Origin of the sequence: Oceanobacillus sp. FSL W7-1281, assembly GCF_037969835.1 — a bacterium.
GTDB classification, from domain to species: domain Bacteria; phylum Bacillota; class Bacilli; order Bacillales; family Amphibacillaceae; genus Oceanobacillus; species Oceanobacillus oncorhynchi.
In genome coordinates this window covers 1,141,867-1,156,652 of the sequence record NZ_CP150214.1, presented here as the reverse complement: position 1 = coordinate 1,156,652, position 14,786 = coordinate 1,141,867, and the positions used below count along the sequence as shown (strand labels likewise).

Here is a 14,786-nt window from a genome sequence, read left to right as displayed (position 1 = left end):
AATGTCTAAACTTACGAAGCTTCTCAAGTCTAAAATGGTAAAAGAAGGAATAAAACAAGCGCAAAAACATGCCTTGCCGGTGATTAAAAAGGAAGTAGCCAAAAGAAAAGGCAGTTTTAAAAAATAATGAAACAATCCATGTACAATCACTATGTATCCACCGTTCTATTTACGAAGAAACACAGACGCATAAAAATACGCAGGTATCATAGTGACTTAGAACTCTATGGGGCGGGGAGAAGTGCCGCTGTATTCAGAATAAAAAATGAACATAAAGTGATTAAAATTTTCTACCCGTCTTTTGAAAAAACAGCAAGGGAAGAAAAGCAAAATTACGAAAAGCTAAATGGCAGTCCTTACTACCCAACGATATATGAAGCAGGAAGTAACTATTTAGTAATGGATTTTATTGAGGGCAAAACATTCTTTGAATGTCTGGCGGAAGGTATTCCGTTGACATCTCAACATATCCAGCATGTGGATAATGGATTATATACTGCGAAAGAGGCAGGATTAAACCCATCAGATATCCATCTGCATAACCTTATCCTGACCAAAGAAGGCGCTGTGCGTCTGATTGATACAGCCCGTTTTTCCCAGGAGAAAAAATGTACGCAATGGGAAGATTTAAAATGGGCTTATGCACGATATTATCAGCGTACGAATTTCCCAAAAAAGATTCCAAGATGGGTCATGTATGCCGTATCAAAGCTTTACCGATTCTATCAATATCTGCCTGTCAGAAAGGAAAAGAATTAGATACGGGCTCTTTTCCTTTTCAATCACTAAATTTTAATAAAAAAGACACAGACCATTTTAATATATAAAATCGTCTGTGTCTTTTTTATAACTGCCTCCAAACCGCTCCATATACTTGTTTCAATGGAATTCCATGTTTTTCAGCGATATCTTTACAGTCTGCATACTCTGGGGAGCTTTGAAAGACCTCTCCATTAGAAGAGATTCCCTGTTTCACCGTTACAGGGCCCCATGCGGTATCCACTTGAATAAACTTTCTTTCCATGCGGTGGACGGTCAGCGGATAATAACGGATGCCAAGCGTGGTTGTTTCTTGCAGCAGGATTTCCTTCATTTCTGGCAATGCATGGTTGGAACAGAGCAATTGCAGTAATACCCCCGGCCGATTTTTTTTCATATAAATAGGGGTGTAAAAGACATCATTTGCCCCTGCTTCAAATAAACGGTCCATTACAAATCCAAGCCATTCCCCTGAAATATCATCCAAATTTACTTCCACTTTCATCATATTATCATCAATATGTTCCTGATTCGGAGGATGCTTTGGTGCCACCTAGACAACTCCCTTCTTATTGCGAAATGCTACTCCTCTTTTCCTTGAGCCAGCCGGTCAATCAATACGGCATTATATGCACCACCGAAGCCATTATCAATATTGACCACGCTGATTCCGCTCGCACAGGAGTTCAGCATCGTCAGTAATGCCGACAGACCTTGAAAGTTCGCACCATAACCCACACTTGTCGGCACAGCAATGACTGGATGCGAAACAAGACCGCCGACCACACTTGGAAGCGCCCCTTCCATTCCTGCTATGACGACCGAAACCGTTGCGCCTTGAATAGCTGGAGCCTGATCTAATAACCGGTGAATTCCAGCAACTCCGACATCATAAAATCGGCGTACATTACTGCCCAATGCTTCAGCAGTAACGGCTGCTTCTTCAGCGATCCGCAAGTCAGAGGTTCCTGCACAGAGAATAGCGATATATCCTTCTTTTTCTTCTCTTTTCTCTTCCACCTTCAAGGACAGGATTTGTGCCATATCATGGTACGTCAATTCAGGATGAACCTCTAAAATTTTATCTGCCTTATCCGGTGAAATCCTTGTAATTAAAATATCATTCTGCTTCGCTTTGATTGCTTGCAGGATAGCTATGATTTGCTCCACAGTTTTCCCTTCTCCGTAAATCACTTCCGGAAAACCCTGCCGTTGTTTCCTGTGATGATCTACTTTGGCAAAACCTAAATCTTCATAAGTCGCTAGCTTCTTTTTTGCGTCCTCTATGCTTAATGTTCCATTTTGGACTTTCTTTAAAATTTCTTCCATTTACGTGTCCTACTCTCCAAACTTTTTCAATCTTTACGCCTCTTCGCCAATGATAACCCGGAGTACATTGGGATGATTCGGAAATGTTTTCGTACCGGCTCCATATCCCACTTTCACCACTTTCATAGACGGCATATCACAAAACTCCTTCGCTAACACCGCAGCAAAAGCAGCCCCCGTCGGCGTTGTCAATTCTGCTTTCAAATCACTTTGTGCAATCGGTACTCCACGCAAAATCTCCAACGTAGCCGGTGCCGGGACAGGATACACCCCATGATCAATGTGAATTTTTCCAGATCCTGTTGGAACAGCTGCTGACTTGATTTCATCAATCTCAAGCTCTTCTAATAAAATAGCTGTCCCTACAATATCAATAATCGAATCAACAGCGCCTACTTCATGAAAATGGACATCCTCCAGCGGCACACCATGAATATGCCCTTCTGCTTCACCGATTTTTTTAAATATCTTTAACGCCATATCTTTCACGTCTTCTGATAAATCTGCTTCTTGAATCATATTTACAATATCACGATAGGAACGATGATGATGGCTATGGTCGTGATGCGAGTGTTCATGATGGTGGTGATGTCCCTCATCGTGACTGTGACCATGATGGTGCTCATGATGATGGTCATGGCTATGCTCATGAATATGCTTATGGCTGTGGCCGTGCTCATGGGCGTCCTGTTCAGGATGATCATGGTGAGAATGTCCATGCTCCTCATTCTTCAGGACCACATCAAATTTTGTGCTTGTAATTCCATTCTTCACTACTTTATATACATTTAATTCATATTCATCGGCTAAAGGAAGCTTCTGCAACTCGTTTTGCAAATGGGAAAAACTCCCTCCCGCATCAAGCAGCGCTCCTATCGTCATATCACCGCTTATTCCTGAAAAACAATCCAAATATAACATCTTCATGAAAATTACTCCTTTATTTATCTTCTTTATACTTTTTTCACGCGAAAAAGCAGTTTTTTCAACTGCTTTCCCGTAAAAGATTATGATTAAATTTATCACGGAGAATCGCCCGTAAAAACTCTACCTCTAAATAGAGAGTAAAAATAAATTTATTCAGGTGGGAGATAACGGGCGCTAACCTCCTGAATCACTCAAGCTAATTCAATGGGAGAAAGGAAACAACTCCCACGGAATGAAGTTGCGTTTTAAGCATTGGCAGCGATTTGCTGTTTTGAAGAAGCTTCTGGCAATACTTCATTCATGCTGCCTGTACGGTAACCGCGTAAGTCTATCGATACATAGTCGAAACCAAGAGATACAAGTTTATGTTGAACTTCTGTACGTTTTTCCAGTAATTCCATCATTTTATCAGCTGCAACTTCGATACGCGCCACGTTATCATGATAACGTACACGCACTTCATCAAAACCGGCACGTTTTAAATAAAGCTCCGCCTGATTAACCTGATTTACTTTTTGCTTGTCCAGTTTTGTACCATACGGGAATCTGGATGCTAAACTGCAGGAAGCTAATTTATTCCATACTGAAAGCTCCAATTCCTTCGCAAGCTCGCGGACTTCCGGTTTATATAGATTTGCTTCCTGAAGCACACTGCGGATGCCTTCTTCCGTTCTTGCCTTTAGCCCCGGACGGAAATCTGCTTCATCATCCATAATCATTCCATCTAACACATACGGATAATCCAATTCCTCCGCCAGCTGATTCAGATGGGTGTAAAGCAATTTTTTACTGTAATACCAGCTGTCTGGGTTATTCGCTGCAATTTGAGGCTGGTTCAATTCTTTTATTTCTGTTTGGTGCACCTTCACACCCAGATTCTCTGCTAATTGAACCGCTGCCTGAAATTCGGATTCACGAAATAATTCTGATGCCACAACAACTGCCAGCACGTTACCTCCTAACTCCTGCTGCGCTCTTTTCAAAACAACTGCACTGTCTACGCCGCCTGAAAATGCAACCATAACACGTCCCATTTCCTTCAGTGTTTTCCCTAAATAACGATTTTTCTCATTGATTTCCATCATTCATCTTCACCTCATTTCCCCTGACTGAAGGGGATATTTTACTAACAAAAGTATATAAAAAGCTTTCCATTTATTTAATGACTAAATACATTTCATTCTATTACTAGTATACTACGCTCAGCTCAAGATTTCACTTTTTCTTCAACGTAAGGTATCGTCAATGGCCCTAAAGGCATAACAGCAACGGTCATGGATTCCCCATACTTTTCCTTTAGCTCTTCTAATGTCTGTTCTATATCATGAGTCGGCTTTAACATTGCATTGGTTACTTGTTCGTCCGTCAGCTTGGAGTAAACATAGACATCAGCCCAGACCTGAATGACAGCCTGTTTCTGAACCTGCCACTGATCAAACATTTTAAATTCCGGATTATTAATCATATCCAGCAGATCCTGCGGGCTCTTTGCCATATCAAAAATTTTCGCATAGTTTCCATGGTCAGGCAAGCCATCTGAACACTCGGATGCTACAATAATCGAACCGCCCTCTTTGACAATTTTATGGGCAGCGCTCATCCCTTTTACGGCCTGATATAAATTTTGGTCCAGCGGATAGCCGGAATTAGATGTGATCACGACATCAAACCGCTCTTCACAATGGAACATGGCGTGCTCTTTTGCATACGCACACCCTTCATCATGTGTCTGATAAAGCTCGCCAGCAAACACATTCGTAATTTCTTTCTCCCGATTTAATGTAACATTTAACATAAAGTCGGGCTTGCACATCCCGTTAATTTCACGGGTCATATCCTGAACCGGGTTATTCACCATATTTCCCCATGTGGAGAGCGGATCTCCAATCATCCGCGCATTATGGAAGGTCATAATCGTTTCAATCCCCGCTATTCCGGGCATGATTCCTTTTGGACCTCCAGAAAAGCCCGCGAAAAAATGGGGCTCTATAAAACCGGTTACAATTCTAAAATCAGATTCTACGTAATCTTTATTCAGGTAAACATCGCATCCAAAGCTGCTTTTCCCAAGGTTAACAAGTGTATCCTTTTCATGACAGTGATTATTTACAATTCGTATATTGTCTACAACCCAGCTTCCTAACATTTGAACAAATTCTTCTTTTGTCTGATCGCGGTGTGTTCCAGTTCCATTTATAATAACAAAATTCTCTAACGGTACATGACTTAATTCTTCAATTAACACTGGAACTAGAATATGATTGGGCGTCGGTCTGGTAATATCACTAATGACAATGGAGACCGTATCGGTTGCTTTGACAGATTCTTTCAAGGGTGCGCTGCCAATCGGATTTCGCAAAGCCTGACGGACTGCTTCCTTTTCATCTTCCATCTTTGGCAGATTGGTCGGTTCAATTAGTAAAGCGTTTTCTGGCAAATCTAAAGAAATTCCATTCTTTCCATACAGTAAACCCGTCTTCATATTCAAAAACCTCATTTCATTTAATAGCTTATATCCTGTACATTTTTAGGTTTAAACGTCATTTGCAGTAAACCGTTACTGCTTCAAAATATTTATTTGTAAATTAATATATCATTGTATCATCAGAATAACATGATTTGTCGAATAAAACCTGCTTCTTATAACCTATCAGTCATTAACCGCATATTTGGTTTCCTGTTTATTCTCTTTTAAACCCAAATCTTCTTTTGTACCATCAATTCCTTTTTTCCGCTGATGTCTGTCCATTAAAATAACACCTAAAGGACAAAGTAATGAAGTCGTGATAGTTGCGATAGAAATCTGAGCAGTTGCCATTGGTACGATATTCTGAATCGCATCGTATTCTGCTTGTGTCATTCCTCCTGCCCCTACAGCTACAGCAGCGGCGGCAGCCACAGCTGCAGGTGTTGCAGCAGCATTTCCTGCTGTCGAAGCTTCTGAAATTGGTGCAATAAAACTTTTTTCTCTAAACAGTTTAAACACAAGAATACCTGCGCCGGCTGAACAGAAAAATGTTAGAAATGCTAACGTTAACCCGCCTGTAAGAACAGCAGGATTAAAGAAGTTTGACAAATCCATACCAGCTCCAAGAGCAAAGGCGAAAAACGGAATGGTAACAGCCTCGCCCGGTTTTAGAAATTCTCGTATTTTTGGATCCAGATTTCCTAAAATCATACCGATTCCAATTGGAAGCAAAACAGCAATAAATGAAATCATCGGGAATGCAGTACCTAAAACACCCAGTGCAACTAATGTTAGAAACGGTCCATCATTGATAGCCAGAATAGAAAGGCCGCCAACGTCTGATCTATTTCCAAATTTCCCGGTTAAAGCAGCATACATTCCGCTATTACTATTCGTCATTCCCGCTATTAATGCAAGCGTTGAAAGTCCAAATAACCCGCTCATTGGATCGAAAAAGAATCCAAAAGCCATTCCGACAGCTAATCCGGCACCATATTTAGATCCAGTAAGCAATATCCCTTTTTTCAATGCTTTTCCGCCGACTTTCAAATTCATCTGACTGCCCACACAGAATAGGAATAAAGCAATTAATACAAGGGCACTGTCTTTAAATAATTCTTGTGAAAAACCGCCAATTCGTAAAAATTCATAGTAGCCTTCCTCTGTTTGCGGTGCTCCCAGAAATTCAAGAACCCTCATCACTGCCGGTATATGCATTTGGTCAATCGTGTTCAAAGAAGCTCCTAATAAAAGTGGAACTACCATTAACCCTCCAGGTACTTTTTCAATTGTATCCTTAATTCTCATAAACCGCTCCTCCTTTGATGTGATTAAAAGCGTAACAATAAGAACGAACAACTTGTTCAGCACTTAATTCCAATAGAACAGATGCATTTCGCATAGACTCTTCTAACGTCATTGGCTTATTGATAATACTGTGGATACTGACAACACCAAAATCATGGAGCACTGCCGTATCATCACCTGCCGATCCTGCTAAAATAATCGTTGGAACTCCTTGCCTTTGCGCTGTTTGCGCTACTCCCAGCGGCGTTTTACCAGAAGCAGTCTGCCCGTCTACTCTTCCCTCGCCGGTAATGACTAAATCTGTTCCTGTCAAAAATTGGTTTATGTTACTATACTCCAGGACAACATCAATTCCTCTTTCCAGTTCACATGGAAAGAAGGCTTGAAATGCTCCTCCGATGCCGCCCGCAGCTCCTGCACCCGGCATATCATGCAATCTAATGCCAGTAACCTCTGCAACTTGATCCGCAAAATGAGCCAGGTTTTTATCAAGCTGCTCTATGATTTCCGGAGTTGCTCCTTTTTGTGGTCCAAAAATATGAGATGCTCCATTAAATCCAATCAATGGATTCTCTACATCAGAGGCGATTAAAAATTGACAATCTTTAATTCTGGAATCAAATGAATCGGTTTCTATGGAAGCAATTTTATCTAATGCGGCTCCTCCATAACCGATTTCATTTCCTTCTGTATCTAAAATTCTCAGCCCCAGCGCCTGCAGCATGCCGGCACCTCCGTCATTCGTAGCGGAGCCTCCTAATCCCACGACAAAAGAAGTAAAACCATCATCCAGAGCCTGTTTAATCAGCTGCCCTGTCCCATAGGTTGTTGCTTCCAAAGGGGAAAGTTCTTCTTCAGATAGCAAAGTAAGTCCGGATGCTGCTGCCATTTCAATGACACATGTTTTCTTATCTCCTAACACACCATATCCAGCCTCAACTTTATTCCCTAATGGGTCTGTTACAATGACATGCTTTACCTCTCCCTTTGTAGCAGCAACCAGTGTTTCCAATGTTCCTTCGCCTCCATCAGCAACAGGGATTAAGACGGTTTCTGCATGCGGAAAAGCTTTTTTGATTCCTTTATCTATGGCATTAGCTGCTTCGACTGCACTTAAACTTCCCTTAAATGAGTCTGGAGCAACGATAATCTTCATTTCATCACACTCCTTAGTAAGCGTTTTCTTTTTATCTGTAGTTTAAATTATACGAATATTGACTTATATTGTATATGGCTATATCATACAAAAATAAGAGGAATATATAGTTTATTATTGTATGGTATAAACAAAGGAGCTTAAATAATGGATATGTTGACAAAAGAAATTGCGAATGCCATCGTCAGAGAAACCTCCCTCCGTTTAAACCGAAACGTTAATATTATGGATATGAACGGAGAGATTATTGCCGCTCTGGATGAAACTAGACTGCACACTGTTCACGAAGGAGCAGTAGAAGTGCTGAGCAGTGGAGAAACACTTTCTATTTACCCTGAACAAGGGGATTCCTGGCAAGGCTCAGAGCCTGGAATCAATTTACCTATCGTCTTTCAGGACACCATTATCGGAGTGATCGGGGTTACCGGCAATCCGGATGAGATGGAGGATATCGGGGAGCTGGTGAAAATGACTACAGAGCTGATGATTGATCAGGAATTTATTACTTCACAGCTTGAGTGGAAACAGCGTACAAAAGAGATGGTTATTGACCAGCTGTTAAAAAGCAATGCCTCTCATAAAACGATTCAGCAAGGGCTTGAGATGCTGAAAATAGAATTAACGCCTCCATTCATGGCATTCGTCATTCAAATAGATACACTCACTATCCAAAAACAAGAATTGATTCAAAAAATAGAGCGGTTATTTGGTAAGCGTCCTGCTATTGCCGGATTTATAAACCTTAATCAGCTGTTTATTGCCGTGTCTGAAATGGAAGAGATCGAAGCCGTGCGAAAAGTAGAAGCGCTGCAAGCACTATTTCATAAGCTGGGTATTACATTCAGAATAGCCAATAGTCTGGCTTTTCATGAACTGAAACATTTTTATCAGGCTTATTCCGATTGCGAGCTCGCCTTAAAAATCAGTGAGCCGGAAATCGAAGTAATTTCATTCAGCCAGATTGAAGTACGAGCATTGCTTTATCAGCTTGACCAGACGCTTAGAGAAAGGTTCTCCAGGCGAATCCTGAACGGTTTAGATGAAACACAGGCAATGACATTAAAAGCATTTTTTGCAAATGATTTAAATATCCAAAAAACAGCTGACGCCCTATTTTTACATCGGAATACATTGCTTTACCGGATAAATAGTATAACAAGGGAGACAGGATATAATCCGAAAATATTCAATGATTCTCTTATTTTGCAGGTGGCCTTATGGATTCATGAACAAAATAAATAAGGCAAGGGAGTTTGATAAGCAGTGTATCAAACTCCCTTGCCTTTCAATCAATTCTCTACTCTTCGCTTTCCATATCCGTGTGCCGGTATCCGCTGATTTCATTTTCACGATTCACATATACAATGATGGACGCCGGCTGTTCCGAAAACTCCACATCGTATACAAACGAATAATTTCCAGCAGAAGGACCATAATAGTCTTTTTCATGATTCAACTCAAAACGAATCCATTCGCCATATTCCTGCTCGACATTATTGCGCCATCTTTCCAGGTCTTCAGGAGTAGCCTCTGCTTCAGCATCATCTAAGAGATCTGCCGCCTCTTCATAATCTTCAGCAGCAATAAATGTTAAAAAATCCTCGGCTGTCTGATGCGCTTCTTCCGGATAGATGTAATTCTCTTCTTCATCATAGCTGCGGGAATAATAACCTGTAATTGCATTATCCTCATTTACATAGATATTAAAAAGAATCAGCTGTTTCCCAAACGTTACAGCATAAATAAGAGAAGAATCTTTGGAAAACGTTTGTTCATCATAAAGATGAATATCTGCGAATTCCCCATACGTTTCCTCCAGCCGGCTCCAATCAGACGCAATATCTGCCGGTGCTATATCTGATTCCATATCATCTTCCACTAAGTCAGCCGCTTCTTCAAAGGCACCCTCCCTTGCAAATTCTAAAAATCCTTCCGCAACGTCATGGGTGTTTTCTGAAAACTGTAATTCTGGATCAATGTTTGTCCGAAAATTAAATACTTCATTATTTCTGTTAATACCGATATAAAAGAGCGCCTTACGCGCACCAAATTTGCCTTCATAAACAAAATTAAAGATGGACGAATATGTATCTTCCTCTTCCTCCATTAAATCAATACTACTTAACCCACCATAAATTTCAGCTGTTGGAACAAATAAATCTTCAAAATCTTTTGATGTCCATTCACTGATAGAATTATCACTCAGAAAGGATGCCGCTTCTTCAAATTCTTCCTCGCTTAAAAAGGATAAAAATTCCTCTGCTGTTTGCACCGCTTCATCTCTGGCTTCCTCTCTAGTCTCTCCTTCTGATTCAGAATCAGTTTCCCCGCATGCAGAGAGTGTCAAACCAAGTAAACTGAATGTTAATAGAATGGTTAACTGTTTGAACTTCAAATTTTATGCTCCTTTACCCTGATTATTTCCTTGCCGGTTAGCAGCGGATTACTCCCTGCACAACGATGTTTTTTCAAAATCGACTTATTATGTATCTATTAAACTCCATTTGCGAAAATACGCTTAATCTTTTCATATCGTACCATATGCCAGAGAAGCTTGCTAGTACTCTAATAAATGAGGAAGTTTCTATCAGGATTTCACTTTCATATACCTTCAAACAAGGTTCATCGTGTCATCTTTTCAACTGCATTGGAAATGCTGCTTCGTATTAATCTTTTTTAACAACAATGAGGAAGAAACTACAGCCTTAAAGAAAGGTTATTATCGAAAATTTTCACCTGCTATGAAGTTAGAAAACAACCAAAAATAACAATACCAAAGACGTTTTACCCAATGACAGTGCTATTTTTGGTGTATATTTTTACAGCGTTCATATCATCGGATATTTCCAATTGTTCTTTCTGTCATTACTTTATGACTCCCCCGCTTAATTCCTGTCATAATCCCTAAAAACACATAAATGCATGGCCTGTAAAATGACTCAGCCTGATAGCTCCCCTTCTCCAGTTAGACCACTAATTCATCACCATTTTACAATTCATTCACTATCCTTTCGTTCAACCTCTTTACATCTGTCCCGTATCAGATATAATGTCCTTTGTATCAAAATGCACCAACATAGAAGGAGTTTCGAAAAATGCATGATTCAAATACGAAAATATGGTCATTATCCTTTATCTTTATCGTGGTTTCCAACGGCTTAGTTTTTATGATTTTCGAGATGCTGCTTCCCACGCTGCCTCTCTTTATTACTGCAATTGGAGGAGGCGCCAGCCAAGTCGGCATCGTCACAGGAATATTTATGTTATCTGCTATTCTGACTCGTCCTTTTGCTGGTCTTCTAGCAAGTAAAATGGACAAAAAATTCCTCTTAATCCTAGGTATTTTAACTAATGCCTTGGCGACTGGAGCCTATTATCTTTCAAGTGATATCACTACTCTATTGATTATTCGGCTTTTTCATGGAGCAGGGTTTGGGTTGATCACGACATATTTCGCTACACTAGCAGCCGAAATCATTCCAAAAAAGCGGCTCGGAGAAGGAATTGGATATTTTGGTCTGGGTGAAACGATAGCGATTTCTGTCGGTCCCATGATAGGTATCTTAACGTTGGAATTATATGATTTTCAGCGCTTATTCTTAGGCGGAATGGCAGTATTGATACTGGCTGTAATCATGGCCATATTGATTAAACGCGCACCAAATGGAAGAGAATTAGATAGAACAGCTAATGTGAAGACAAAAATTCTTGAAAAGAAAGTTCTCTTCCCTGCCCTTCTAATTTTATTAGTCGGAACGGCAGCAGGAGGAATCATGTCATTCTTTTCTTTATATGCCTTGGAAAAGGATTTTTCTCATGTAGGATTGTTTTTCTTCGTTATAGCGGCAGCCAGCTTTGCAGTACGGTTGGTTTCTGGCAGGCTGTTTGACTTGCACGGGCCAACCGTCATCTTGGTTCCAGGTTCTATCTTTGCAATCATTGGATTAGGTCTTTTATATATTGCCAATACAGACACGGTCTTTTTTACAGCAGCAATATTTTACGGTCTAGGCTTTGGAGCATTGCTTCCTGCTATACAAACCTGGTGTATCAATCTAGTCGATAAACAGGAGCATGAAGATGCCATGGCCTCTTTCTTCAATTTTTTCGATATCGGGATTGGCGGCGGCTCATTGGTTCTGGGATTAATAGCAGAAGCAGCGTCTTATCAGGCTATCTATATTGTATCTGCCTTCGTATACGTCTTATTTTTCATTATGTATGTAGTTTATTTACTTGTAAAAAGATGTTCAAAAGAATTCGTTTAAGTGGAATATCAAGGGTATTAATACCCTTGATATGATTAGTTGAAAAAGCAGCCATGCACTTACTTTTCTCTACTGTTGTACATGCCAGGAAGTATTTTTAGATTCCCGCTTTGATTCTCGGAAAACCGCTTATACCCCGGTGTCTCGATTCCATAGATGGCAATTTTGCCTTCTTTATTAAAATGAAAACTTCTTCAGTAAAGCAGAAGCTCATAAAGTTAATTACTTTCTATAAAGGAAGGTTCCTCTAAACCCGTCCACTGAAGACTTTTAATATATAAATCTTTTTGGCGTTCTTCATTATACGAAACAGGAGAAGTCTGTTCTATTTTATTATCTTTAAAAAACTTCCCTGTAACATCTTTCACTTCATTGGATGAAGCCAAATAAGCGGGCAAAGCGGCGCCCTGCTCTGGATTTTTTGAAAATAACTTCATAACTGGTCTTAAAAACCTCGGTGCCATTCGGGTTGCCTGAGGTGTATAAATAAACCCTGGGTGCAGTGCATTGACGGTCACACCGCTGTTTGACAAGCGCTCACTCATATAATACGTCATCATTAGAACAGCGGTTTTTGCCGTTTTATATGCTTGCATTCCCGAATAATCAGAAGCAGTTTGATTTACTGCATTATCCGGCTCAAACTTTTTGTCTTCCATGACCGATGCGATATTAACCACTCTGCCTGAATCGGTAGCCTTCAATTGATCAAGCAGCAGATGAGTTAATAAAAACGGTGCTAAATAATTAACCGCAAAAGTCATTTCAAAGCCGTCATTGTTGACTTGATATTGACTGAATACACCGCCGGCATTGTTTATAAGAACATCTAATTTGGAATAACGCTTCTGAACCTGCTCTGCCAGCTTTCTAATCTCCTGCTGTGAGGACAAATCAGCGATCAGTAAGTCAATAGCCTTATTATCAGCAGCCTTCAATAATTTTTGACGTGCTTCTTCCCCTTTTTTCTCATTTCTGCACACTAAAATGATACGACAGCCTTGTTTAGCTAAAATAGCAGCTGTTGCGAATCCAATTCCTGAATTAGCTCCAGTTATCAAAACCGTTCTCCCTTCCATTCATCTCGTCCTCCTAATATTTAAGTCAAAGCAGCATTCCTATGCCAAAAGCAGTTTGATAATTTCAATAATATAATTTATAAAAATACTGAGGGTTACGTCAGAGGCAGCTATAAGACGGAAGCATTGCAGGCAATCTCCCGTGATATACTTTCTACTAATGTAACCCTTCTTTGCTCAAGCCATTTTATAACCTTGTTATACATTCATAAATGCTTTATACTTTTAAGCACAAAAGTATCCAGGCTTAATAAGCATACTATTACCGGACAATTAAGTGAGTAATCCACAGAAAAATATCATTCCGCCTTGTATCACAACTTATCAGGAATTATATTTGTTCCTTCTGCTCTTCATTATCTTTTCCGTATAATTCCTCCAAATGTTCCAGATGCTCCGTCCCCCAGCTTCTCATTGATACTAATAACGGCTTTAACCCATGACCGTACGGTGACATAGAATACTCCACTTTTGGAGGAACCTGCTGATAAACCTTCCGATGAACAATATCGTTATATTCTAATTCTCTTAATTGGGAAGTTAACATTTTTTTAGTGATTTCCGGAATAGCCCGCTGCAGTTCACTAAAACGTAATTTTTCGTTTTCCATTAGATGAAATAAAATAATCGGTTTCCACTTGCCTACAATAATATCTAACGCAACTTGAAGCTCTCCGCAGTTTTCACCTGCCGTGATATTCTTCATTTTTTAACATCTCCTTTATAAGGGCACTCGTAAACCCTTGTATATCAAATGGTTTCCTAAAAGTAACTAGGTTTAAATAAAGTGCCTTCTTCACAAAAAGAAACTTTAGGTTTATTATAACTCTTGTAATCAAATTAATACAAACTTATGATTTGATTCATTTCATATATATTTATACGGAGGGTTAAAACATGACTAGAATTGGTATTATTACAGGAAGCACACGTGATGTACGTGTTAATTTACAAGTGGCAGAATGGATTAAAGATTTTGCAGATAATAAAGATGTGGATGCAGAATTTGAAATTGTTGATATAAAAGAAAGCGGCCTGGGACGTTTCAACGAAGCAATTCCACCGCTTATGACAAATAAAGAATACGCAACAGAAGAACAAAGTGCATGGTCAAGAAAAATTGATTCGTTTGACGGGTTTATTTTTGTTACACCGGAATATAATAAAAATTTCCCTTCTGGCCTGAAAGATCATTTAGATTATTTAGGTTCAGAGTGGCATCACAAAGCAGCGGGCATCGTAAGCTATGGCTCTACGCTTGGTATCGCAGCTTCTCTTGCACTGCGCACAACGTTATCTAATTTAAAAGTAGCTACAGTTGAACCGCAAGGCGCATTCAGCTTATTTAATGACTTTGAGAACATGGCAACTTTCGCACCAATGGAAGTGCATAAACCAAGATTTGGCGAAATGGTTGATGATGTTGTTGCTTGGTCCAATGCCCTTAAATCTGTGAGAAAAGAAAAGGCCCTTGTATAAGTAAATCGTAAAAA

Annotated in this window: 15 protein-coding genes; 5 read left to right on the top strand and 10 right to left on the bottom strand. The window is 39.8% G+C overall.

Annotation, left to right across the window (positions count from 1 at the left end):
- The first annotated feature begins 1 nt into the window (after nt 1).
- Together MKX55_RS05775 and MKX55_RS05770 are read left to right on the top strand one after the other, a co-directional pair.
- Nucleotides 2–127: a hypothetical protein gene (locus MKX55_RS05775; RefSeq protein WP_339183154.1), complete on the top strand. Its 126-nt coding sequence runs from the start codon at nt 2–4 to the stop codon at nt 125–127.
- A complete protein-coding gene (locus MKX55_RS05770) occupies nt 127–759 on the top strand; it encodes a protein kinase family protein (RefSeq protein WP_339183152.1) in 633 nt (210 codons plus the stop codon). The genes MKX55_RS05775 and MKX55_RS05770 overlap by 1 nt, the downstream gene beginning before the upstream one ends.
- An 85-nt stretch (nt 760–844) precedes the next feature.
- On the opposite strand, the gene larC is transcribed toward MKX55_RS05770, so the two are convergent.
- From larC to MKX55_RS05735, 7 genes are all read right to left on the bottom strand, one after another.
- Entirely contained in the window at nt 845–1,312 is a 468-nt protein-coding gene (gene larC / locus MKX55_RS05765; RefSeq protein ID WP_339183150.1) for a nickel insertion protein, read from the bottom strand.
- A gap of 29 nt (nt 1,313–1,341) precedes the next feature.
- Nucleotides 1,342–2,088, bottom strand: a complete 747-nt coding sequence (larB, locus tag MKX55_RS05760; protein WP_339183148.1) for a nickel pincer cofactor biosynthesis protein LarB — start codon at nt 2,086–2,088, stop codon at nt 1,342–1,344.
- A gap of 33 nt (nt 2,089–2,121) precedes the next feature.
- Nucleotides 2,122–3,015 (bottom strand): LarC family nickel insertion protein, encoded by an 894-nt coding sequence (locus MKX55_RS05755; RefSeq protein ID WP_339236740.1) that lies wholly within the window; start codon nt 3,013–3,015, stop codon nt 2,122–2,124.
- A gap of 245 nt (nt 3,016–3,260) precedes the next feature.
- The gene (gene larE / locus MKX55_RS05750; protein ID WP_339236739.1) at nt 3,261–4,100 is read right to left on the bottom strand and encodes an ATP-dependent sacrificial sulfur transferase LarE; all 840 of its coding nucleotides are present in this window, start codon (nt 4,098–4,100) and stop codon (nt 3,261–3,263) included.
- 122 nt (nt 4,101–4,222) lie between these two features.
- Nucleotides 4,223–5,497 (bottom strand): nickel-dependent lactate racemase, encoded by a 1,275-nt coding sequence (larA, locus tag MKX55_RS05745; protein ID WP_339236736.1) that lies wholly within the window; start codon nt 5,495–5,497, stop codon nt 4,223–4,225.
- Between the two features lie 168 nt (nt 5,498–5,665).
- Nucleotides 5,666–6,790: a 2-keto-3-deoxygluconate permease gene (locus tag MKX55_RS05740; protein WP_339183139.1), complete on the bottom strand. Its 1,125-nt coding sequence runs from the start codon at nt 6,788–6,790 to the stop codon at nt 5,666–5,668.
- Nucleotides 6,780–7,946 carry a glycerate kinase gene (locus tag MKX55_RS05735; protein ID WP_339236733.1) on the bottom strand — a complete coding sequence of 389 codons (1,167 nt, stop codon included), beginning with the start codon at nt 7,944–7,946 and terminating at the stop codon, nt 6,780–6,782. The genes MKX55_RS05740 and MKX55_RS05735 overlap by 11 nt, the downstream gene beginning before the upstream one ends.
- A gap of 147 nt (nt 7,947–8,093) precedes the next feature.
- On the opposite strand from MKX55_RS05735, the gene MKX55_RS05730 reads away from it, so the two are divergent.
- On the top strand, nt 8,094–9,188 hold the full coding sequence (locus MKX55_RS05730; RefSeq protein ID WP_339183135.1) for a sugar diacid recognition domain-containing protein: 1,095 nt from the start codon (nt 8,094–8,096) through the stop codon (nt 9,186–9,188).
- A 55-nt stretch (nt 9,189–9,243) separates the two neighbouring features.
- Here MKX55_RS05730 and MKX55_RS05725 read toward each other — a convergent pair whose 3' ends face one another.
- Nucleotides 9,244–10,341 carry a hypothetical protein gene (locus MKX55_RS05725; RefSeq protein WP_339236731.1) on the bottom strand — a complete coding sequence of 366 codons (1,098 nt, stop codon included), beginning with the start codon at nt 10,339–10,341 and terminating at the stop codon, nt 9,244–9,246.
- Between the two features lie 700 nt (nt 10,342–11,041).
- Here MKX55_RS05725 and MKX55_RS05720 point away from each other — a divergent pair.
- On the top strand, nt 11,042–12,214 hold the full coding sequence (locus tag MKX55_RS05720) for an MFS transporter (protein ID WP_339236729.1): 1,173 nt from the start codon (nt 11,042–11,044) through the stop codon (nt 12,212–12,214).
- Between the two features lie 218 nt (nt 12,215–12,432).
- Here MKX55_RS05720 and MKX55_RS05715 read toward each other — a convergent pair whose 3' ends face one another.
- Both MKX55_RS05715 and MKX55_RS05710 read right to left on the bottom strand, forming a co-directional pair.
- The gene (locus tag MKX55_RS05715) at nt 12,433–13,293 is read right to left on the bottom strand and encodes an SDR family oxidoreductase (protein ID WP_339236727.1); all 861 of its coding nucleotides are present in this window, start codon (nt 13,291–13,293) and stop codon (nt 12,433–12,435) included.
- Between the two features lie 331 nt (nt 13,294–13,624).
- A complete protein-coding gene (locus tag MKX55_RS05710; RefSeq protein WP_339236724.1) occupies nt 13,625–13,999 on the bottom strand; it encodes a helix-turn-helix domain-containing protein in 375 nt (124 codons plus the stop codon).
- Nucleotides 14,000–14,190: 191 nt separating this feature from the next.
- Between MKX55_RS05710 and MKX55_RS05705 the strand changes: the two genes are divergently transcribed.
- The gene (locus tag MKX55_RS05705) at nt 14,191–14,772 is read left to right on the top strand and encodes an NAD(P)H-dependent oxidoreductase (RefSeq protein ID WP_339236721.1); all 582 of its coding nucleotides are present in this window, start codon (nt 14,191–14,193) and stop codon (nt 14,770–14,772) included.
- Nucleotides 14,773–14,786 lie beyond the last annotated feature (14 nt).

Coding starts and splice junctions, on each gene's coding strand:
- MKX55_RS05720 (WP_339236729.1), top strand. CDS start 11,042: ATGCATGATTCAAATACGAAAATATGGTCATTATCCTTTATCTTTATC.
- MKX55_RS05715 (WP_339236727.1), bottom strand. CDS start 13,293: ATGGAAGGGAGAACGGTTTTGATAACTGGAGCTAATTCAGGAATTGGA.
- MKX55_RS05705 (WP_339236721.1), top strand. CDS start 14,191: ATGACTAGAATTGGTATTATTACAGGAAGCACACGTGATGTACGTGTT.
- MKX55_RS05710 (WP_339236724.1), bottom strand. CDS start 13,999: ATGAAGAATATCACGGCAGGTGAAAACTGCGGAGAGCTTCAAGTTGCG.
- MKX55_RS05735 (WP_339236733.1), bottom strand. CDS start 7,946: ATGAAGATTATCGTTGCTCCAGACTCATTTAAGGGAAGTTTAAGTGCA.
- larE (WP_339236739.1), bottom strand. CDS start 4,100: ATGATGGAAATCAATGAGAAAAATCGTTATTTAGGGAAAACACTGAAG.
- MKX55_RS05740 (WP_339183139.1), bottom strand. CDS start 6,790: ATGAGAATTAAGGATACAATTGAAAAAGTACCTGGAGGGTTAATGGTA.
- larB (WP_339183148.1), bottom strand. CDS start 2,088: ATGGAAGAAATTTTAAAGAAAGTCCAAAATGGAACATTAAGCATAGAG.
- MKX55_RS05755 (WP_339236740.1), bottom strand. CDS start 3,015: ATGAAGATGTTATATTTGGATTGTTTTTCAGGAATAAGCGGTGATATG.
- MKX55_RS05730 (WP_339183135.1), top strand. CDS start 8,094: ATGGATATGTTGACAAAAGAAATTGCGAATGCCATCGTCAGAGAAACC.
- larA (WP_339236736.1), bottom strand. CDS start 5,497: ATGAAGACGGGTTTACTGTATGGAAAGAATGGAATTTCTTTAGATTTG.
- MKX55_RS05770 (WP_339183152.1), top strand. CDS start 127: ATGAAACAATCCATGTACAATCACTATGTATCCACCGTTCTATTTACG.
- MKX55_RS05775 (WP_339183154.1), top strand. CDS start 2: ATGTCTAAACTTACGAAGCTTCTCAAGTCTAAAATGGTAAAAGAAGGA.